This window comes from Sphingopyxis granuli NBRC 100800 (assembly GCF_001591045.1).
In the GTDB taxonomy this organism is placed as follows: Bacteria; Pseudomonadota; Alphaproteobacteria; order Sphingomonadales; family Sphingomonadaceae; genus Sphingopyxis; species Sphingopyxis granuli.
Genome location: NZ_BCUA01000004.1, coordinates 33767 through 54570, shown reverse-complemented (window position 1 = coordinate 54570; position 20804 = coordinate 33767). Strand labels below are relative to the sequence as shown.

The 20804-nt window shown below is 58.4% G+C and carries 15 protein-coding genes; 5 read left to right on the top strand and 10 right to left on the bottom strand.

The annotated features are described in order from the left end of the window. The first annotated feature begins 217 nt into the window (after positions 1-217). On the top strand, positions 218-1918 hold the full coding sequence (locus SGR02S_RS02055) for a DUF885 family protein (protein WP_067105352.1): 1701 nt from the start codon (positions 218-220) through the stop codon (positions 1916-1918). Positions 1919-2025: 107 nt separating this feature from the next. After that, positions 2026-2697, top strand: a complete 672-nt coding sequence (locus SGR02S_RS02050) for an alpha/beta fold hydrolase (protein WP_067105351.1) — start codon at positions 2026-2028, stop codon at positions 2695-2697. A 355-nt stretch (positions 2698-3052) separates the two neighbouring features. Here the strand turns inward: SGR02S_RS02050 and SGR02S_RS19885 are convergent, their stop codons facing one another. The 4 genes from SGR02S_RS19885 to SGR02S_RS19880 all read right to left on the bottom strand — a co-directional run bounded on the left by SGR02S_RS19885 (position 3053) and on the right by SGR02S_RS19880 (position 9498). Next, positions 3053-4933 carry a hypothetical protein gene (locus tag SGR02S_RS19885; protein WP_156482930.1) on the bottom strand — a complete coding sequence of 627 codons (1881 nt, stop codon included), beginning with the start codon at positions 4931-4933 and terminating at the stop codon, positions 3053-3055. Next, positions 4930-6078 carry a TniB family NTP-binding protein gene (locus tag SGR02S_RS02040; protein ID WP_169799615.1) on the bottom strand — a complete coding sequence of 383 codons (1149 nt, stop codon included), beginning with the start codon at positions 6076-6078 and terminating at the stop codon, positions 4930-4932. The genes SGR02S_RS19885 and SGR02S_RS02040 overlap by 4 nt, the downstream gene beginning before the upstream one ends. A gap of 55 nt (positions 6079-6133) precedes the next feature. Then, positions 6134-8458 carry an integrase catalytic domain-containing protein gene (locus SGR02S_RS02035; protein ID WP_169799614.1) on the bottom strand — a complete coding sequence of 775 codons (2325 nt, stop codon included), beginning with the start codon at positions 8456-8458 and terminating at the stop codon, positions 6134-6136. Positions 8459-8625: 167 nt separating this feature from the next. Next, on the bottom strand, positions 8626-9498 hold the full coding sequence (locus SGR02S_RS19880; protein WP_156482929.1) for a hypothetical protein: 873 nt from the start codon (positions 9496-9498) through the stop codon (positions 8626-8628). Positions 9499-9862: 364 nt separating this feature from the next. On the opposite strand from SGR02S_RS19880, the gene SGR02S_RS02020 reads away from it, so the two are divergent. Next, the gene (locus SGR02S_RS02020; protein ID WP_062177117.1) at positions 9863-10972 is read left to right on the top strand and encodes a hypothetical protein; all 1110 of its coding nucleotides are present in this window, start codon (positions 9863-9865) and stop codon (positions 10970-10972) included. Positions 10973-11056: 84 nt separating this feature from the next. Here SGR02S_RS02020 and SGR02S_RS19875 read toward each other — a convergent pair whose 3' ends face one another. Continuing rightward, the gene (locus SGR02S_RS19875; RefSeq protein WP_156482928.1) at positions 11057-12007 is read right to left on the bottom strand and encodes a hypothetical protein; all 951 of its coding nucleotides are present in this window, start codon (positions 12005-12007) and stop codon (positions 11057-11059) included. A gap of 174 nt (positions 12008-12181) precedes the next feature. Between SGR02S_RS19875 and SGR02S_RS19870 the strand changes: the two genes are divergently transcribed. After that, positions 12182-12691, top strand: coding sequence for a hypothetical protein (locus SGR02S_RS19870; protein ID WP_156482927.1), 510 nt, complete (start codon positions 12182-12184; stop codon positions 12689-12691). Beyond that, positions 12688-13479: a DUF1828 domain-containing protein gene (locus tag SGR02S_RS02015; protein WP_067105347.1), complete on the top strand. Its 792-nt coding sequence runs from the start codon at positions 12688-12690 to the stop codon at positions 13477-13479. The genes SGR02S_RS19870 and SGR02S_RS02015 overlap by 4 nt, the downstream gene beginning before the upstream one ends. A 99-nt stretch (positions 13480-13578) precedes the next feature. On the opposite strand, the gene SGR02S_RS02010 is transcribed toward SGR02S_RS02015, so the two are convergent. The 5 genes from SGR02S_RS02010 to SGR02S_RS01995 form a co-directional block, all read right to left on the bottom strand. Beyond that, positions 13579-14082 carry a hypothetical protein gene (locus SGR02S_RS02010; RefSeq protein ID WP_067105346.1) on the bottom strand — a complete coding sequence of 168 codons (504 nt, stop codon included), beginning with the start codon at positions 14080-14082 and terminating at the stop codon, positions 13579-13581. A gap of 81 nt (positions 14083-14163) precedes the next feature. Next, positions 14164-14328: a hypothetical protein gene (locus tag SGR02S_RS19865; protein WP_156482926.1), complete on the bottom strand. Its 165-nt coding sequence runs from the start codon at positions 14326-14328 to the stop codon at positions 14164-14166. 15 nt (positions 14329-14343) lie between these two features. Continuing rightward, positions 14344-17583, bottom strand: a complete 3240-nt coding sequence (locus SGR02S_RS02005) for a type I restriction endonuclease subunit R (RefSeq protein ID WP_067105345.1) — start codon at positions 17581-17583, stop codon at positions 14344-14346. Then, a complete protein-coding gene (locus tag SGR02S_RS02000) occupies positions 17580-18782 on the bottom strand; it encodes a restriction endonuclease subunit S (protein WP_156482925.1) in 1203 nt (400 codons plus the stop codon). Before SGR02S_RS02000 ends, SGR02S_RS02005 begins: the two co-directional genes overlap by 4 nt. Further along, a complete protein-coding gene (locus SGR02S_RS01995; RefSeq protein ID WP_067105343.1) occupies positions 18779-20803 on the bottom strand; it encodes a type I restriction-modification system subunit M in 2025 nt (674 codons plus the stop codon). Before SGR02S_RS01995 ends, SGR02S_RS02000 begins: the two co-directional genes overlap by 4 nt. Position 20804 lies beyond the last annotated feature (1 nt).

Here is a 20804-nt window from a genome sequence, read left to right as displayed (position 1 = left end):
ACAGGAAAAGACCGTCCCGTCCACGCCGCGACCGCCGCCACCTATCGCTTGCTGCGGCGGCCGTCCTTCGCCCGGCGCGACCGATGCCGCCGCCCAGCAGTAAATGGTCCCTTGACCTCGCGCCACAAGCATTACATCATAACCAAATTCACGCGTTTTTAGAACTAAATTGAAACTGCCGGCCCGGTCACGGCAGATACACGGGAGGAGACGATCCATGCGCAAGGCACCCATCCTGGCCATCGCGGCGCTGCTGGCGGGCGCGAGCAGCCCGATCCCCGTCGCCGCCGCGGCCACCCAACAGGCGGCGCCCGGCCCCGACAGCCCACCCGACGGCCAGGGCAGCTACGACGATCTCGTCACACTGTTCGCCGCCTTCACCGAATGGAAGACGCCCACAGCCGTGAACGGCGTCGTGGATTACAGCCCCGCCACCGTCGAGAAGCGCCGCGCCGAGCTGCGCGCCTTTCAGGCGAAGCTGCCCGATTTCGGGGTCGCGCGCTGGGACCGCCACCGGCAGGTCGACTATCTGGCCGTCCGCGCGCAGATGGACCTGATGGACTTCACGCTCAACGTCACCAAGCCGTGGGCGCGCGATCCGGGCATGTATGTCGACGAGCTGCAGCGCCTCGCCTACACCGACCTGCCACTGAAGGGCGACGCGCTGACGGCGTTCCGGGCGCGGCTGCGGACCATTCCCGCCTATCTGGCGCAGGCGCGGGTCAATCTCGATTCGGTCGCTGCCGATTATGCCGACCTGGCGATCCACAGCCTGTCGCATGGCGACGGCGTCGGTCACGGCATGCCCTATCGCGCGGTGGAGCCCGAGGGGCTGATCGGCTGGTTCGCCGACCTGCGCGGGCGTGCCGCGACACAGCAGCCCGCTCTGGTAGGAGACATCGACGCGGCGCAAAAGGCGATCGCGGGCTTTCGCGACTGGCTCGTCGCATCGCGGCCGACGATGACGGCGCAGGCCGGCGTCGGCAAGCCCGCCTATGACTGGTTCCTGAAGAACGTCCGGCTGATGCCCTATGATTCGGACCAGATCGTCACGCTCGCCGAGCGCGAGCTCGATCGGCACTGGGCGAACTACACGACCGAGCGGCACCGCAACCGCAATCTGCCCGAGCTGCAGTTGCCCCGATCGGCCGAGGAATATGAGGCGCAGCTCGCCGGGACCGACGCCAAGATCCGCAAATGGCTGCGCGACGAAGAGATCATCTCGATCCCCGACTATATTCCGGATAGTTATCAGGAGGTGGGCTTCAACGCCCCGTGGATCGTCCGGCCGAACGGCCCGATGTTCTGGGAACAGGTGCAGTTCCGCGACGCCTCGCCCGACCATCTTCACGCCACCTTCCCCGGGCACCGGTTCGACGGCATGACGGGCAAACGCGTGACGCACCCGATCCGCCGCCTCGTCAGCGACAGCGGGCGGACCGAGGGGTGGGGCTTCTACCTCGAGGAAACCGCGCTCCAGCTCGGGCTGTTCGACGACCGGCCGCGGACGCGCGAGCTCATCTACATCTTCGGCCTGTTCCGCGCCGCGCGCACGATCGGCGACGTGAAGATGCAGCGCAACGAGATGAGCGTCGAGCAGACGATGAATTTCTGGAAGGAATGGACACCCTATCTCGACGATAATGTCGCGCGCGTCGACGCGGGCATCTATATCCGCCGTCCGCCCGGCTATGGGATGACCTACACGATCGGGGCGATGCAGTTGCAGAAGCTGCTCGTCGACCGCAAGCGGCAGCTCGGCGACAAATTCTCGATCCGCGATTATCACGATTATCTGATGAACACCGGCCGCCTGCCGGTCTCGCTGCTGCGATACGATCTCACCGGCCACGACGAAGAGATTCGCCAGCTCTGGCGGCACGTCCCGCTGGCGGCGCTGGGCGGCAGCGCGCACTGACGGCCGCGCAGCGGAGGGCACGGCCGAAACCGCGCCCCAGGGCGTGGTAATGGGATACTGCGCGTCGCGCTGGTGACGGAGGGCATCGGCCGTGCCAAAGCGGGCCGATGGATATTCTTCTCCTTCCCGGCTTCATGCTCGACGCCGATCTGTGGAGCGATATGCGTCCCGGCCTTGCGCGTCTCGGCCATGTCGTCGATGCCGATACGACGCGGGACGGCTCGATCGAGGCGATGGCGGACCGCGCCGTTCGGTCGATGACCGGACCCACCCTGCTGGTCGGCTTTTCGATGGGCGGATATGTTGCCCGGCAGATCGCGTATCGGGCGCCGGAACGGGTCCTTGGCCTTGCGTTGATCGCGACATCGTCCCGCAGCAGCGCCCCGCGCGCGCCCACGCGGCTGGGCCGGACGGGCTTTCGCGAACTCAGCCGCAGCGCGGTCAGCCGCTCCCTTCATCCGGCGCATCGCAGCGACGAACTGATTGCGCGCGTTCAGCGGATGAGCAGCCGTTTAGGCGGCGACGTCTTCGATCGCCAGTCCCGGCTCCGCCGCGACGACGACACCGCGCGCCTCGGCGAGATCCAGTGCCCGACGCTCGTCGTCGTCGCGGCCAATGACGAGCTGAGGTCCGTCGAGGAAAGCGTGGCGCTGCACGAGCATATCCCGCAATCGACGATGACGATCGTCGATCGGACCGGCCATCTGATACCTCTGGAACGGCCGGCGCGGCTCATGGCGGCGCTCGACGCGGCGTTCCGACACCTCGCGAATGGTTGAGCTGCAGCGCTCAGGGATCGCTGACCGGCAATAGGGAATCGGTTCGATACGAACAGGTGCACCGTCGATCCTTGCCAGCTTCGACACCACCATCGATCCGGCCTGGCCGGGCGAGGCCTCGCGAATAGCCCGAAGTCGCGATAGAACCCACGGCGCGGGGGTTGACGTCCAAGAGAAATGTCCGGTTGCACTAACGATGACCCGCTCCCTTGGATATCTCCAAGTTTGCATCGAACGAAAGTTGCATACCGTGGACTTAACGTGCCACCGTTTGATCAAACCGTGGACCTACTCTTGTCGGACGACTGCTGCACAGTGACACACCTGACTACGAGCAACGAGAGCATGCCTCGCGTCAGCGGGTCAGAACTTGGGGCAGGAATCTTGCTTCGGTTGCTGATCGGCAAAAGCCGGCTTCGCATAGCCAGGGCATGTCAGCGCGCACTGCATCGCAATACGCTGTCCGGGCGGGCACTCCTCGACGCGCCGCAAGTTCGGCCACCGAAATGCAGCGCGCGGCGAGATCCAACGTCCACTGAATATCGACTGTTTTCGCGCGGCAACCCTTTTCAGTTTCCACAGGCGCGAACAATTTAGTGCCCTGCCTAGGACCTATGTTGAGGGCCTCCATCGCATCTTTCTTCGACATCATTTTAGCGAAGGCAAATCGCCTGACCGCACTGGCGTTGAAGGTGAGTTCGGAGACGCTCGCTACATCCGTAACTCGAATGCAAATGCGCCTAACCAACGAATCCGGCCCTGTTTTAATCTGATATGGTATGCGTTTCTCGAGCAGTTCGGCTATCACTGGTCCCCACGGTTTGAGCCGTCCACCCACAGATTTCATTGCCTGAGCAAGCGTTATGCTGGAAGCGCGAGAAAGGTCAGTCTGTCGATCCCTTAGTGTTCTCTCTAGCTCCATGAACGATGCTGCCGTGCTCTGATGCATCTTGTAGCGCTCCAAGAAAAACGGATGCTCATGAAGTTCGATCAGTTTCATGTCGGCAAGCTGTTCAACCCCGTGATGGGAGATTCCGAGGTGAGAGGCGATGGAGGCGAACCCCTGCCGGCCAGCGATGCCCACAGCAAGCTGATCGAGTTCAGCACGATCGAAGACAGGTTGGAGACGATAGCCGCTAAGAACGAGCCGTGATCGAAGAGCCTGTTGGCGCCTTAGCGTTGCCACTTCTTGCGTCCCGAGCCCTAACATGGAAGCAGCACGCTTGATCGAACAGGTCGAGGAGGAGATCGCTTGGGCATTAGGTCCGAGCAAGTCGATCGCCTCGCGCACCCCAGTGGCAAGACCCACCAACGCGGCAGACCGGGTCGTCTGGGGTTTCATTTTGAGGAACCGCACAGTTCTCCCTCGATTTCCATCACCGCGTCCGGGCCCGCGCGACAGCACTTGGGTCAACGCAAAGTCCTGGAAGCGGTCCGGCCATCCCTTCATCAAATCCCACGCTTGAACCAGCGCTTCGCACGCTTGCACGGGATCAGTCCGATGTAATCCGCTGCGGATGTGGGTCAGCGCGGGATTAATAACCGGAACAAGTTGGATCAGAAGGTCAACGGCAAGCTGCCCGCCATCGGATGTAATTGCGGGAGGCAGCAACGCCAGGGAAGCGCTTCGCATTGTAGGTTGAAATAACCCAGCGACAGGCTTGAGTGCGTTCAGCAAAGTTGGTGAGATCGCGTCAACTTGAGCATCAGACAGGTCGGCCATGCAATGTTCGCAGGTCGCTATTCCAAGTGGGCGCTGCCATCCGACGCGGCGATTACCGCAGTTCGGGTCATGACATCGAGTTTGTAACGGCTGGCCCGTCTCTATGCAGACGGGAAAGAGGCGAAGGTCCCAAAGCGCGCGGTGATATTCTCCGTTTGGCAAGCAGAATGCTGCAGGAGCATAGCGGCGTGCGAGCCCTTCGATCATGGTGGCTGGCACGAGCAGACCATAAAAGGCTCGTTGCCCATTGGTGACGTTGTCGCCATTAACCTGCGGTGTGGCGCGACAGTGCAATTCCTGAGGATCAACCTCCATTTCTTTTGCCAGCCAACGGATATTCGCTGCGGATGCGCCAGCTGCCGTGTGTCTAAGGTAACTTCTGACTCCCGCGGCGCGGGTAAGGTCGAGCATACGATCCACCCAAGCCGTGGCCGCCCAGCGAGCTACCGCACCATTGAAAGATTCACCTTCAATGAATGCGAACTCTTTTTCTGGCTTTGCTTGCGAACTCACAGCTCGCCCTCACCGTGATTGGAACCGTTCGCGGCTCGCCTGCGCGGGCCAGAACTAAATTTGGCCTTTCCGAATTCCTCAAAACTCGATCCCGTCGGACTGGTATTTTCGGTGGCATCCATGTCCGATAATGACGTAACGAATGGATTATAACTGATGCGCTGGTTGCCAATTGACCATTCCTGAACCGCGTCGCGCAGATCATCCTGAGTGATAGCGTCGTTACCATCGCGCGTAATCATTATGACAGCGGTCTCGACTATTCGGCTAAACTGACCGATAAGACCGTTTGACGCTTCGAGTAGCCTTTGCGCGGTGGCCCACTCCCCCAGTCCTGACTTGAACTTGGTGATATTAGCGTCAACCAGAGCCTGATCGAATGCGTCAGCAAACGCCACGAATTCTTCTCGGTCTGTTGCCCAACGAAGCGGTGGAATTTGGACTGGTGCATCCAAGCGGTTCATCAAATCGGGGCAGGACTTAAACACATTAATGGCGTCCCTTTTGCCAAGGAATGCCACGCCACAATCTCCGCTATCCATTATGTCCAGGATTTTGCCAGCGATTGAGGGGCTAATTGTGGGGCGACGACCCGCGCGCTGGAACTCATCGAAGATTAGGAGAGAAACGCCGTGGGAACGGATCGCGTGGCGGGCCCTGTCCCAACGTTTATCGGGCGCCAAGGCGTCTGGCCGCTTTTCCCCAAGTGCCTTCAGTATATCCGCCGCAACGGAACCGATTGTGCCGTCAGTGTCGATCCGGCAATAGGCGACGGGCGTAATGCCATCATGTTCACTGCCACATTTGGCGCGCTTCTGCACGTAACTGATAGCGCCTACGCTCTTTCCCGAGAAGCTTTCGGCAAGCAGGTGAACCGCCGGCTGCGGAAGCTTAGCTTTGCGCAGCAGACGCGCGCCGTCGAGTATTTCGTCGAATGCGTCCTCCAACTCCACTTGCGGGCCATATTCCACACGGATGGAGCGAACTGCCAAGCGGCGTTCCGCGATAAGCTGACGAACGGTTTTCCTACGGTTTCGATTATTGGGTAAGCTGGTTGCATTCAGGTTTCCGGCGACCGCAAGGTCTCGAATCTGCTGCTCGTCGTGATCGGGATCGTCGCGAAAATCTTCAATCTGATACGTCATGAACATGCCCTTTTTTGGTGCCCCCGCCCGCAACCGGTGCGGGCGGGTGCGTGAATTATCCGCGAGCGTTGCGGCGGCGGCTTCGGGTCGCGGTTGCCGACGTATTCTGGTCAAACGGAACTTCGGACTTGCGCGGTGCGCCGAGCGCGCGCCGGTCCCCCTTCCCTGTGCGAGGCCGCGCGGCAGAAACACCGGGGCGTGGCGCCAAGATTTCTTGATCGAGCATCGTTAGTGCTGAGACATCATGGGCTATAAAGTCGTCGGTAGTGGCCGATCGCGCAAAATCGGTGTCGAGATGGACAATATTGCCGGTAATCGCGCGAACCCGCGGAATATCGTAGAGTCGAGCCAGCGTTAATCGTTCGCGATGCTTGGCACCCGGTTTGATCGCTCGAATGGCCGCAATCCGACGTGCGCGAGATTCTAGCCGCTCTGCCTCGGTATTAAAGCCCTTGGGGGTGATTTCGTCGTCCTCGGTCTCGGCGATGCGTTTGAGTTCGGCATCTGCCTTTTGAGGCGTGGATTTGCGGCGAGAAACTGCGGATGATTTGGGGGCGCCAGTGGCATCCGCTTTGGCCAGTTCCACCAGTTCTTTGTGAAACCAGAGAGGCATGCCATCGGCATAGGTCTCGTCAGCGCATTTGAGGTCTACGTAGGTTTTTGTCGTCTTGTCCCACACGTGGATGACGGCAATGTTATCTGGATCGAACTTAATCTTGGTATGGATCGTTGCATCGACGCGTTTTTGGCGTCGAGGTTCAAAGCGCAGACAGTTGTTGATCAGGCGCGGCACGCCAATGGCGCAGTGATACCGAAGGCCATTAAATACGCGCACCCCGCTTTTCGTGACCTTTACGTTCGACTTGGTCTCGAAGGTTTCAAGGCGGAATCGGCGAAGATCAGCCATCACGTCGATGCCGTGGCGGTTTGCTGACCGCTGCCATAAAAGAGCAGGCTGCAGATTGTTGATGCCCTCATGCGGTTCAACGTGAAATTCCGCCGCCGTCTTGTTTGCGAGCGCTTCCAACTCATTCATGGTGGCCACTGCCTTGTCTGCGGCATCGTGACCAGAGCGGTCTGTCTCAGCGATAGGTCGGGTCGCGCCCGGCAGGTGCTCGAGCATGCGACGCTGGAAAGTGCCGATCGCCCGCTCGCCGATTGCGCGGTAGCGCGGCTTCTTTATCGGACAGAAGCGCACGGAGAATGATCCGCACTTCGCCGCGTCCTCGAGGCCATGACCGGTGAACTCGCTTGCATTATCAAGGATCAGCTCTGTCGGTTTCCCACAAATACGTTTGAGAATAGGATATCTATTGGCATCCGCAGCTGGAGGCCGTTTCGGAAGGTTCATGCGGCGAAGGCACTCACATACCGTCCAGTAGCTGGGTGGGCGAAAGGTTATGACCCAAGCAACGATGGCTCGGCTATAAACATCGATTGCCAATGTCAGCCAAGGACGGCCGGCGACAACATCGCGCTCTAGGTCAACGACGACGAACGCGTCCAAAGGAGTGTGATCGATGATCACTTTCTCAAGAATTCGGCTCGCCGTGAGCGGCTTCCCGCCCCCGCGCATCGCGCTTTCCACCATCTGCTTGCCATCGCGCTCTGCAACGAATTCTGACCCATCGATTGCAATGCAGTCGCGACGAAAAGTAGCATAGCTGAAAAGCGGGTATGGAGTTTCAGGCTTCCCATACAGCGCACTGCGCCCCTCATTCACCTCTATCAACTCTGCTTGGGCGAGCGAAAATGCCGCTTTCATGTTGATTCTGTCGTTGGCTGCCATTGCAGCCATTGCGTGTTTGTTGCGGATCTCTTTTGGTATCTCGGCGTCGTGGGGCCTGCGCGCAACGTTACCACTGAGGCGGACAAGCAAGCGCAAATCGCGGGCACCTGGTTTGCCGCTCTTCATCCGCCAGCGCTTTATGTTCTCGGGACGATCGGGGTCGCCAAACTGCTCCCGCAGTTCCTCCCTCCAGTGTTCAGCCAGACCTTTCGCAATGGCGAGCACACCGTTTTTTACGCCTTTAGAGTCGAGCAATTCGACCTGTGCAATAACCTTGCGAATGCCCGGATCGAACTCTTCTAGATCCGACAGGTCCCATTCGGCTCTCGTGGCGAGCGCCCTCGACGCGAGGACATTCTGCGCGAACTTGACCTCGATACGATCGTCGATGAGAAGGCGATCGAAATCGTCATGAGTGGGCATCATAGTGCCGCCGTTGCCATCTGGCACAAGGAACGGCTGGCCGGTGTGACAATCGATGATTGTAAGTCGGCCAGGTATATGCTGGACGGGCGGTCGATGTGGGCGGCCGTCAATCTCAATGATTGTGCCGACGGGATAATTATACTCGGGCAAAGGCAGATCGTTCACGCTATTTCTCCTCGTGAGGAGAGCGTGCGTCAGCATGTCGCCGACCGCAGGCACGATCTCGAATGAACCGAGCCTGCAAACCCGGAACGGGACGCCAAATGACGCCACGATTTCTGAGGGTCGCCACCCACGGGTGGCATCGGGATCAAGTCACACAGTGAATCCGATCAATGGATGCAGAGCGGTGTTCGGTTTGTGAGTAATGGGCGCAGGTCTATTTCGACCCGGCGCAGGACCGTGAGTCCCTGGATTATGGCGGCGCCCCGGGTGGGACATTGCGGATCGATGACCCGGGCAAGCTCGCCATATGTTGTGCTTGGGCCATTCTGAATGCCAAATGCCTCGAAGCGGCGCATGTGCTCTGGCCGAATGTTCACGAACCGGCGTGCTGCGAAGAGTTCGAGGTTATCCCGGTGAAAGCGATCGGCAACGATCTCGTGCGCCATGACAAGGCGAAAGCGGATCCCTACACGGCGGCAAATCTCATCAGCCCCTGCAAGCTTGAGTCGGTAGCGTTCGTCTTCAAGCTGGCGTTCGTCACGCTTAATTTCCCACAATTCATCAGGAGCGTTGAACCGCCGAACAAGCAAATCCGGATACCACTCAAACCACTCATCGCCGATTGGAAACCGAAGAAGGCAAGGCTCGGACTGAGCCCACTCCACCGTAAAATCACATTCCATTGCGAGGAGAGCGAAGCGCTGGGCAGTCCCCTCCCAGTGTTGCAATCGACCCCGCTTACGAGACGGCCACCAGCCATTCTCATGCGCCCGATCGCCGGAGCGGGTGCGGATCGAGCCCCCATTGGCCTCCATGATTATCTCGCCCATGCTCGCCAGACGTTCATCTGCGACGGGCAAGTCAACTCGCGGGACCAACCGGGTGCGATCGGGCACGAACGATACATCTCGCAGCCGACGATGGATTTCAACTCCGCGCACGACCTTCTGCGAGAGAGGTATTTTAATCCGCTCACCGGCTTCCCCACCAACAGGATGGAATGCGAACGGTCCGTCAACGCTGCCAACAATTGCGCTCATGAGTGGGGTCCTCCGGCTTTGTAAATAATCCGAAACCACGAGGTTCGGCATCTGGGACGACGTCGCGTCCATGAACGGCGACGCCGCTCATCCAAATTCTGATTGTCACATTGAGCCGCATCGTGATCGAAACCTTCCACGGCAAAATTTCCCGCTTCGTGCGTTTCGACTGGGTCGGCGCTTCTGCTTGCTTCATCGCGGTCAGGTTGAAGGGATGAGATTTCGCAAATTTGACGGGACATGATTGAACCTCCGAGCTGAGTTCATTCTTATATGTAAATCCCGTTCTTATCTGTCAATCAAAATCCCATTCTCATCTGTAAATTGGTTTGCAGCGCCGAAATTTCAATGTATCACCCGTAGGGTGTTTCGCAGTGAGCCCGATGGCAGCAAAATCTTGGATTTGAATTTGAGCGGTCAGAATCAGGAAACCTCAGAAGGCGCTTTCCCCGAATCACTCTCCGATTCGGATCTCGCGGTCTGGACCGCGATGACGCCAGCGCAGCGCACGAGAGCGCGCCGACGGTTGGAAGCCATTCTTGCTTGGCAGGCTGGCGACATAACTTTGGGATCGGCGCTCGAAGCGTCCGGCCTTAGCCGCACCCGCTTCTATACGATATCGGCGGAATTCCGCGAATCGAGAACTCTGGCGTCACTGGGCGCGTTCGCCGGGTCCCCGGCATCGCGCCAGCGCTTGGACCCAGAGGCAATAAATGCACTACAGGCTGTGGTCGCTGACGTGGTTGCGATGAATGACGGCGCGAGCGTCAGTGAACTTGTCCGCTTACTGGTCGACGCCGCCGATATCGATGAGCAAAAGCTCCCTGGGTCGACCCGCTTGCGCAGCATCGTGGAGACAGAATTGCGCCGCAAGCAGGCGACCGGACAGGCCGGACATGCAGTTAAGCTGGGACTATCTGCAATCAATCTCCCGCGGGCGGACGGACGACCTCACATTCTTTTCACGTTGATCGACGAGGGCACCCAACTGATCCTCGGCGCATGGACAGGCGGCACAACCAACGAAATTGAAGGCTATCGGCAAGCTGCTCGGAACGCGATCGAGCGGATTGAAGGCATGTTGTCCGAGTTAAAATGGGCCGACCGGCTGACTAGGATCGACATTGAGGTGGGGGACGACCGCGAGCGGTCTGCTGCGTTTCGGTCGCGGCTAATAGAGGCTGATCTCGGTGCAGGAATTAACATCGCGCCCACCCGCTACGGACGCTACTTCCGGAAGCTCGTCGGACCCCGCATTGGTCGCATCGAGATTACTCCTGGACGAACTGAAAAGGGTCAGGCTTCTCCTGACAATGGCGACATGACCCCTTGGACCGATGATGCCGCGCGCACGGCGCTAACCATTGCGGTCGAGCAACACAACACCGACATTTTGGGAAGATTGGGTCAATATTCCGGGCGTTCGGTGATGCCGGACGGCTTGGCAAAGGCGCTCCGCGTTCTCGCTACATGATAACGTCGAACTCCGATTGGCCTTGAAGACAAGTATATCTGACGTTAACGCGCAGGCACGCCGACGAGCGGTTGCTCCTATCTGTCAATATGGTGCCAACGAAAACCTGACTGGGGCCATGCCGATGGATGCATTATGGGAAAGCACTGCATTTTCTATGATTTCCATTGCATTCTCAACAGGCAGCGGCTCGTCATGACGGGTAATTACCCGCTTGGTCGCAGGGCGCGCCATTCCGCGTTGATGGATGACAGCAAGTGGGCCAAGTGAGCCCCCGAACGCCTTCGACAATTCTCGTTGGACTGAGCGATTGTAGGATCTTGTGCTGCCGAGGCCCGCGCGCGCGAGGGCCTCACTGCCGACGCGGCGATCATCGGGATCAAGTAGAAGCTCCCGTGCCTCGCTATCGGACGAACTGACACCGGCCAGCCTGTCGATCAGGTCATTTACCGACGGCGGCGACAATGGATCTGCTGAGATTCCGTGCGCTACCACGATACGCTCTGGGAGGAGAACCGCGGTGAGAAGGGTGGGCATATCATCGGAGCCGGCTGCGGTAATTGGAATATGAAACCACATACGACCAACCACGATGCGAGGAGGCCCCGCCGCTGGCGCCGCTGTTCCAGCTCGAGCGGCCTTTATGTAGTTATTGATTGTCGATCGAGCTGGCGGTGAGATACCTGCTTCAGCGCATCGCTTTTCGATTTGGGGAGCAATCAGCGCAAGACTTGCAGTCGGACCAGCCTCGGCCAGCAGTTCTTGGGCAATCGAGACGGCGCGCTGATCGACATTATACTTTCGGTTAGCCGGACCGCGCTTCCCTACGACTAGCAGGCTGGCGTCCTGATGGTCCCGCCATACTCGCGTTAAGCGACAAAACTGGCTTCGGCTGAGACCGATCGAAGCCGCGATACGCAAGGTATCATTTGACGACGGGTTGGGAAGGCTCAGGTATTCGTTCAGAGCAGCAACACGGCGGCGAGCTTCAGGAACGCGCAGCGGGTCGATCCCCGAGAAGTCGGGTGAATTCATTTTTTAATGTCCTTTTTTGGGTTTATTCGAATTTTGCGAAACGTTTTCGCGGTCGATGCAACGACAATTATATGCCTGACATAGCATCGCTCGAGTCTCAGATCGAAGCAGCGTGACAGGCCGGTTTGAAGTTTGGTTTGACTAGCGGGGGTCAATTCGCGCAGTCATGCCGAGATGCGGGTTCAAGACATCATACGGGGGAAAAAGCTAAACCTGTCCATTGGTGACTGGGGCAGTGGCAAAGCGCCCAAGGCGAAGTTCCCGCTGTCGAAAGCGGGCAAGAAAGCTTGGTCTTTTGGATCAGCGTGGGAGTGGCGTTTCGCGGAGTTTACATGCGAAGGGCGACAGTTCGTTATTCGTATCTTGGTCTGCGACGATAAGAGCAAGGCCCATATCCATCTTGGACTGAAGCAGGGCAATGATACGACCGTCGTGTGTTGCTATGAATATCACGCCGATCACGTCACGGGCTGGCATCTGCATACGCTGTGCGGCGAACAGAACGAAATTGACACGGCGCCGAGAGGCACTTTGGTTCACGGGCCTTGGGTAAAAAGGCTGCCGGCGGCACGCGCGTCGCATCGACGAACTACGTTCAACCGAGAAGCGCACGGTGGGTTAAAGGCTTTCCTTTGGTCCGAAACCGTGCGATTCTTCCGGCTCGATAAGGATGTGTTCGGGTGAAAGAGGCGCTTTGCCAAGCCTTCTGTGGTGATTTGAAGCTGACGGACGTTCCAGTCGGCTACGCTGTCACGACCACATTCCGCCGGGATGATGGCGACTCTGTGGCCTTCTACATTGTCCGCGATAAGTCGCGCCCCGGCAATTATCGTATCGAGGACGATGGGGCGACTGTGCCGTTCCTAGAGGCTTCTGGCGTAGAGTTCAGCACCGAGACTCGCGCCGATGCGTTTGCGTCGCTTTTGGACAGCCACGGCGTGCAGTTCGATGAAGATGAGATGCTGCTTCACACTGAATCGATGCGCGAAGCGGACTTGCCCAAAGCGGCCATGCGCTTCCTGTCTTTTATGCTGCGCATCAACGATTTCCTGCTTCTCACAAGGGATAGGGTCGCCAGCACATTCAAAGAGGATGCTGCTGCCAGGATTCTAGAAAGGCTCGAAGGGCGAGCGGAAGTTGACCAAGATGTCGCAGTCAGCCCGATCTTGTCGGATACAATCCCCGACATGGTAATCCGCGCGCCCGACAGAAGCCCGGTAGCCGTCTTTTTCGGGTCGTCCCCACAGCGCGTAAATGATGCCATATTTTTGCAGATGCAGGCTCTCTACGAGGCCCATGAAGATGTGCGGGTGGTAGCCCTCTTGGAACGTGAAAATGTCATCAATCACGAGCTACGCCGCCGCGCAACAAATCGCTTGGCCGCACTGCCTTATTACCGTGGCGACGAGCCATCGGCTATCACGCGGATCGAGTTGGAAGCGCTCGGCTTTGGACAGGCGACAAGACATTGAGCAAAGCGACTGAGACTTACGCTTAGGCCAAAACCGAGCGCCGCCGCGAGACCGCGCTACCGCAGATGTTCGCGACCCCGCACAAGCCGCATGAGCCACTTAAGCAGGCTCGTCGGTCACGTAAGGGCGCTCAGGCCTACGGCGGTAAAATACGCTAACAACGGCGCTACAACGGTTGCATCTATGCCGCATCTGCGCGCCACCGCGTTGACTGCCGCCAGCCTCGTAAGGCTGGAGAATGCTCCTATGACCGCTATCGAAGCACTGTGTGCAAAGCCAATGCGCTGGCTCGCCGTTTTCCATTCCCGGCTTGTGCATGTAAGCGAAGGCCGAACTATCAATCTGGCGAAGTTGGTAGCGTTGGCGTTCAGTTTCCCAGTCTTTGAGGCGCACAATTTCCTGTTCAAGCTCCGTTATGCGTCCAATTAGCGCCGTATGGCTCGCTTGGGCCTGCATAAGGCTATGCTGGGCTTCGATGGTCAGCCGTTGAATGTCGATGATCGCAGCATTTACTTCGGCCTCGGTTTTGAGCGCCTGAATGCCCTTCGTAATGTCGAGCGCCGCCTTCGTGGCCTGATAGCCCGCGGTTAGTTCTGCCAGCATGTTGCTTCCCTCCAACGAGAGAAAATGCGACAGGTGAACTAACGAGTCCAGCGCTTGCGACGCTCCCCGATCACGCGGGGGTCATCGAACCATATAGGCTCCGATTGTGTCAATCTGCCGATAAGTGAGGCGGCCGCCGCTCATGCCCTTGACGATAGCGGCAGCGCGCTCGCCATCGGTCATGCTGCGGGTGTTGTAGCGGAGATCGAACTCGCAGCAGTAACGGCCAAGGTGGGCCTCGCTCATGTGGTGATAGCCGCATCACTCGAGGGCTAGAGCTTCTGCATCCAGCTTTTCGCCTGACTTCAGGATATCGTAGATGATGTTGGTCAGGATCCCCATCGCCTGGCGATCTTCCTTGAGAAGCAGTGACGCGAGGCTCTTGTTCGACGTCAGCGACCTTACGACCGCGTTCTGCACCGAGCCGGGCAGATTGCCCTTCATGGCCAGCGCCTTGTCGCTCTGGTTCACCTGAGCCATCACCACTTCGTTTTCCTGCGCTATCGACGCGATCTGGTTCACAAAGTGAGCTTGGTCGCTAAGCGGCGCCGCCTCGCCGAACAGGCTGTTTAGACGCTGTATGATCTCCTGTAGGTAAACTGGCTTGCTGCCAGGTGCGGGAGATCCGCCAGCGCCGACGGGGGTCAGGACGAGCGGCTCGTCAGGATCAGGCGCATTGCTGCCATCGCCCTTCCGTTCCTTAATTTCGAAACCGGTCAGCGTGATCCCGCGGAGGTCGACGGTGTCGGGCGTCACGCCATCGAGGCGCTTCGAAAGGAGCTTGGCGAAGGTCGCGACGTTTTCGAGTTCGGGATCCCCTAGCTCGACGAGCTGAGCGATATAGGCGTAGGTTCGGGTGAAGCGATCCAGGCCCGCCTTGAAATCGGTGAGGCCGCCGATTTGCGCAGCGGCAAGGTCCCGGCGGTGATCAGCAGCCTTCTGGCCGTCCTCATCTCCCTTTTCCTTGGCCCTCTCGAATTCTGCTTCGGCTGCCTGAGCCTCCTTTCGGGCGTCCTTGAGCATCACGTTATATGTATCCGTCGGCTCCTGAGTGGCGGCGAACAGTTCCTTGTGCTGCGCGTCCTGGTTCGAGGTAATCGCCTGCGCCGTCTTGAACCGGGCTCGCTTGAACGCTTCGAGATGGGAAGCGTGGAAGATGCCTGCCTCATCCAGACGGTCGCGCATTTCGTAGATAACATTGAGGTCCTGGACCTCTTCGATCTGGGCGCCATCGTCATATTGAGCGAAAGCAGCTCGCACGACCGCGGGATCATTCACGAAGTCGATAACGAAGGTCCGGTCTTTGCCAGGAAACGTCCGGTTGAGTCGCGAAAGGGTCTGCACAATCTCGACGTCGTTCGCGATCTTCTTGTCGATATACATCGCGGTCAGCTTTGGCTGGTCGAAGCCAGTCTGGAACTTGTTGGCGACTAGCATCACTCGATACTCGGGGCGATCGAAGGCGAGGCGCAAATCCTGACCGCGGACGGCCGGGTTCATGGAGTCTTCGCTATAGGTGGTGTCCTCGTCGACGACGAAGGTCTCGCCTGGCGCTTTCGCATCATCGACGTGCATCACCTCTTTGCCGGTAAGCTGGCCTGAAAAAGCCACGAGCGCATAAATATCGCCATACTGCGGGTGCTTCTCAATGAAGGCGTCAAATGCCTTTTTGTAGCGGACCGCCGCTGAGCGTGAGCTTGTCACCACCATGGCCTTCGCCTTGCCCTCGAGCAGGTGCGCGACGTTCTTGGTGAAGTGCTCCATGATGAACTGAACCTTCTGGGTCACGTTCGTCGGGTGTAGCGTCATCCATTTTGCAAGGGCCCGCTTGGCGGCCTTGCCGTCGACGCGCTTGGCATCGACCATATCCTTGCCGAGGTTGAATGCCGTCTGATACGGTATGTAGCCTTCCAGCACGTCCTTGATGAAGCCTTCGTCGATCGCCTGCCGCATCTTGTATCGGTGAAACGATTCCGGTTTGTTGTCGTCCGATACCGGCTTTGTTGGGTCGGCCGGGCGCCCGAACAACATCAGCGTCGAGTGCTTGGGTGTCGCGGTAAACGCGAACTGCGAGATATTCTTCGGGCGCGCCCGTGAGTTTTGAATTTCAGCCAGTAGGTCTTCGACAGTCATTTTGTCCATGGCTTGCTTCGAGCTCAGCGCAAGGGTGGCCTGGAGTTTCGAGGCAGTGGTGCCGGTCTGCGACGTATGCGCCTCATCGATGATGACCGCGAAGTTCTTCTCCTTGAGCGACTTCTCGGTGAGGATGGCTTCCATCGCGTAAGGGAAAGTCTGGATCGTGACCACAATGATGGGAACGCCCTTGAGCAGCGCGTCGGTGAGCTGCTGGCTCTTCGACTTCGAACTGGTCTCCCGGTCGATTGCTGCGATCAGGCCGGACTGGTGATCGATCTGCTGGACCGCGTCCTGCAGCTGACTGTCGAGCACGTTACGGTCCGTGACGATGATGGCGGCGTCGAAGATCGGCGTGCCATTGTCCTGGCGTAGCTTCACGAGATCGTGGGCAGTCCACGCAATGGTCGACGTCTTCCCTGATCCAGCGCTATGTTCGCAAAGATAGGCCTGCCCGGGCCCTTTCTCCTTGGCGTCCGCGATCATCTTGTTCACGGCGGCCCACTGATGAAAGCGCGGAAAGATCAGCGTTTCCTTGATCGACCAGTTGCCCTTGAGGTCGACGACCTCTTTCTTCTCAACATAGACGAAGCTGTGGAAAATGCGCAGCCATGCGTCGCGCTGCAACACATCCTCCCAGAAGTAGGCGACAGGGTATTCGCCGTCGTCTCGCGCTTCATTGCCGGCGCGATCCTTGTTGCCCTTGTTAAAGGGCAGGAAGAACGTATTCTCGCCGGCCAGTTTGGTCGTCATCCAGATTTCGCTGTCGGACATCGCAAAATGCACCACGGCGCCCCGCTTGAAGGCGAGCAACGGCTCCTTGCGCTTTGTGCGCGGATCAACCGGCAGGCGATCTTCGCGATACTGCTGCTTGGCCGCTTCGACTGACTGCACGAAGTCGGTCTTGAGCTCGACCGTCGCGACCGGCAAGCCGTTGATGAAAAAAGAGAGGTCGATCTCGTAGTCTGCGCCGTGATGGTATCGCAGCTGCGGAACCACGCGCAGGCGGTTTGCAGCATAGCGGGCAACCACATCCTGGTTGCGCTGATCCTCCGGGGCGGCCTCGCTTACGTCGATGTGACCGCAACCGGCAATGTCGAAACCACGGCGCAGGATCTGGACGGTTCCGTGCTTTTCCAGCGCCTGATCGAGCCGGTTCTTCAGCACCTGAAGTGCGTTGTCTGCGTTTAGCGCGACGAGCTTGTCCCACTTGGCCGGTTGCGTTTCCTTGATCCATTCGACGAGGTCGTCGGTGTAGAGCGCGAAGTCCTTGTCGTAATCCGTCGAGGCACCGACGAGCCAGCCCTGCTGGTCCAGCTTGTCGACGATATAGGCCTCGAGGTGCTTTTCGTGGTGAAGGTCGCTCATGCGGCATTCCTGACGTCGATCTTGCCGGTTACAGCGGCGGTAATGAGGGCGGTGCGCTTTTCCTGCAGATACGTCACACTCAGGCGCGTGCTGGCGATGAGCCCTTCCAGTCGGGAAAGGCGAGTGTTGAGTTCTTCAACGATACGCTTCTGCTCGGAGAGAGGCGGCAGCGAAACCATGACGCGACGCAGATGGGGCCACTTGATCTGCCGCTGGATGTCGCCGACGCTCATAGACGCGAGCATGAACTGGTCGACATAGTGACGACTACGGAATGCGTAGTTGGCGAACGCCGAGTCTAACTCCTCGCCATCGAGCTCGAAGATTAGATATGCCGGGCTGACAATGCCCCGGTGCTCGGATACGCCGAGCGAGCCTCGCCACGCTTGCTGATTATTCATGACGAGGTCACCCGGCTCAACGAGCTGATATTTTTCCAAGCTTTCTGCTGGCTTATGAACGAGGCCGCCGCCCTCTGAATACGGAATAACGCCACGATCTAGGTAAACAGAGAGGAGAGCTTCGCCCACTTGGCCCGAAATGCTCTTCGGCTGTGCAATCGTCCAAAACGGCCTACTGTGCCACTCTGCCCTCGGCTTCGTTGCTTCAATCACACTGGACGTCATACGCTCGGCCAAAAGTCGAATGAATTTGTTTTTCCGTTCGACCAATTGATCAAGCTGATTGACTCTGATGTCGATGAATTGCACGACCGCACGTTGATCGTCCATCGACGGAAGCCAGAAATCGGTATCAAGAAATTCAGAGGGATTCAGACGCATAAACCCCGTGCCAATACCATTCGATCGACACTTGAAATCAGTTGCATAAAGAGGCGTTTTGACGAGGTATTCAATGAAGCTTGGCTCACAATTTTCATAAAAGCGATAAACAGCATAATCGGGGCTAGTTATTCCGGCGTATGGAGAAATTCCAAAGACGCCATTCCAAGCCTGCATCTTATTGCAGACAAGGTCTCCCTGGCTGACTCGTTTATATCCGATAAGGCTCTCAGCGTCGGCGGATCGATGTGCGATATCTGATTTTTTTAGAACACCCCGTGCCGCTGACAGACCAAGAAGTTCCTCAGCGCCGTCCATGGATCGGTCATCAACTTCTCGAATGATGCTTTTTGCACGGATTCGGTTCCAAGATTTTACCGCACTCTCATTGAGATGCTGACTAGGTGAAAAAGTCATTCTGTCACCTCCGCTAGCACTGACGCGATATCCGCCTCGACAGCCTTTAGATCAGCATCGATCGCTTCGAGGTCGCGGGGCGGCTGATACTCGTAGAAATAGCGGTTGAAATTGATCTCGTAGCCTACCACGCCGATGCCTTTGTCCTGCTCATCCCGATAGCTACGATCAACGTAGGCGTCACCGGCCCAAGGCAGCACCTCGCTCGCCATAAAGTCCTCAATCGTCATACCAAGCGGCACGTTCTCGAAGTCCGTCAGAGTATCGTCGGCCACCACATCGCCATTACTGTCGACAACGAGATCCGCTTCCGCATCGCGCACGCCGAAGGCGCCGACAAACGCCTTGATCAGCGGCTTGCCCACCTTGCCGAGCGCCTTGTTCTTTTTGGCGGCAGCTTTGGCGAACGGCTCCAGCCAGTCATAGGCCTGCTCGCGGCCCGCATGGGCGATCAGGGTCGAGGTCCAGGCTTCCTTCTGCTCGTCGGCAAGCTTGTTCCACGCCGAGTCCGCCTCGAGCTGTTCGAAGCTCTTCTCGGTGATCAAGATTTTCATGCGCAGCGGGCGCAATACCTTGACCCGACGGTATCCGAACTCCTCGTAGTCGAATATTTTCGAAGTTTTGGTCGGTTCGAAGGCTGAGTAGCTGGCGACGATCTGGCGGGTCTGGTCGGGGCTGATGGCGCGCTTCTTGTTGCCCTCGCTCTTGCGCATGGGCGTGTAGAGCCTGGTGGCATCGATCAACTGCACCTTGCCCTGGCGCGTTCCCGGCTTTTTGTTCGACAGCAGCCAGATGTAAGTTCCTATGCCGGTGCGAAAGAAAATCTCGGTTGGCAAAGCGATGATCGCCTCGACATAATCGTTCTCCAGAAGGTGACGCCGGATCTCAGATTCGCCCTGACCAGCGTTGCCGTTGAACAGCGGCGATCCCGAAAGCACGATGGCAGCGCGGCCACCGCCCCGCTCCGGCGTTTCGAGCTTGCTGACTAGGTGCAGCAGGAACAGCATCGAGCCGTCGCTAACGCGAGGCAGCTTGGGACCGAAGCGCCCTTCGAACTTCTTCTCGCTGTGCTCGCGCAAGACAGCAGTCTGGTCCTTGTCCCACTTTTTTCCGAATGGCGGGTTCGAAATGCAGTAGTGGAACCGTTCATCCGAATATTGGTCGTTGGACAGCGTGCTGCCGAGCTTGATGTTCTGCGAGAGATCGCGGCCAGGATCGGATTCCAGTGTCTTGAGGAGCATGCCGGCAAGGCAGACAGCATGCGTCTCGGGCTCAAGCTCTTGGCCATGCGGCACGACGACTGGCGCGATGTTGTAGCGATCCCGCAGGCTCTGAACGTGCTCCATGCCGTCCGACAGGAAACCGCCCGTGCCGCAAGTCGGGTCGTAGAGCGTGCGAATGAGGCCAGGGTTGTTGACGAACAATTCGTCGTCCTGATCAAGCAACAGCTCAATGGCGAGATGAACGACGTCGCGGGGCGTCATGAAGTCCTCGGCCGCCTCATTCACTTCAGCGCCGAACCGACGGATGAGATCCTCGTAGATGTTGCTCATAACGCGCTCGGGCACGGCATCTGGGTGCAGGTCGGTGTCCGCAAAGTTCTGGCAGATACGATAGAGGACGCCTTGCTTATCCATGCGGGCGATGGTGTTCGCAAAGTCGAACTGCTCGAAGATCACGCGCGCGTTGTCACTGAACTTGGAGATGTAGTCCTCGAGATTCTGGCGCGTCCGCGTCGCTCCGAGAGTCCCCAGCGTGTAGTTCGAGGTATTGTAAAACGGGAATCCGGTAGTCTGGCGCAAGATGATGCCGAGGTCGATGTCCTCACCTGCCAGATTAGCGCAGATTTCCTGCGCTGCTTCGCGCGTCGGCTCCAGCACGCACTCCAGGCGGCGCAGCAGGGTGAAAGGAAGAATGATCTTGCCGAAATCGGTATGCTTGAAGTCGCCCCAGAGATCGTCCGCGTTCTTCCAGATAAAGGAAGCTAGCGTAGTGCTTTGACCAGTCAATTGCGTTGCCACT